Genomic DNA, 705 nt, shown 5'->3' with positions numbered 1-705 from the left:
TGGTGGGCTTCGCACCAGGGCGCGGGGATCGTGCAGCCGGGGAAGGCGCAGCCTTGGTCGCGGGCGGTGAGGGCTTCGCGGATGTGGGGCGGGAAGACCCGGGAGGCTCGGCCGATGTCCAGGATCCGTCCTTCGCCGCCGAGCAGGACGGGGATGATGTCCGCGTCGCAGGCGATCTTGCGGATGGTGGAGGCGGTGACGGGCCCGGTGAAGAGCAGGGTTCCGGTGCGCGCCGTCGTCGTCTCGGGGTGGACGGGGTTGCCGGTGGTGCCCTGCGGGTCGCCGTCGTTTCCGAGCCTGGTGAGGAGGTCGCGGTAGTCGATGGTGACCATGACCTGGGGGCGGAGCCCTCCGGCGGCGGGCAGGGTGCCGGCGGCGAGGGCGACTTTGCAGCCGCCGACGAGGCCGTCGAGGAGTTTCTGCGGGCGCGAACGCAGGTCGAGCGGGGTGTCAACGCCGGCATTGTCGCCGTGGGTACCGTCGGCCGCTGCTGCACTTTCCGGTTGGGTTTCTGTGCCGCCGGAGGGGCTCCCTGTGGGTGCTGGGGTGCTGGCGTTGGTGCGGGGGTTGGTGGCGGTGTTCATGACGGTGAGGAGGTGTTCGAACTGTTCGGCGGTCGCGAAGATTTCCAGGTGCTGGAGTCCGTGGCGGGGTTTGCGGATGAAGGCGCCCTGGAGCTGGCGCAGGAGTTCCTCGGAGGGCTCG

The 705-nt window shown here is 70.5% G+C and carries 1 protein-coding gene; it reads right to left on the bottom strand.

Translation table 11 applies throughout. The features are described 5' to 3' along the window. A partial coding sequence (locus tag AC1DF4_RS19150) for a DUF222 domain-containing protein (protein WP_476914355.1) occupies positions 1-705 on the bottom strand: 705 nt, incomplete at both ends.

It is taken from the genome of Arthrobacter sp. 05N429 (assembly GCF_056397045.1).
Note: the sequence above shows the minus strand (reverse complement) of the source record. Positions and strands in the feature narration are given on the sequence as shown.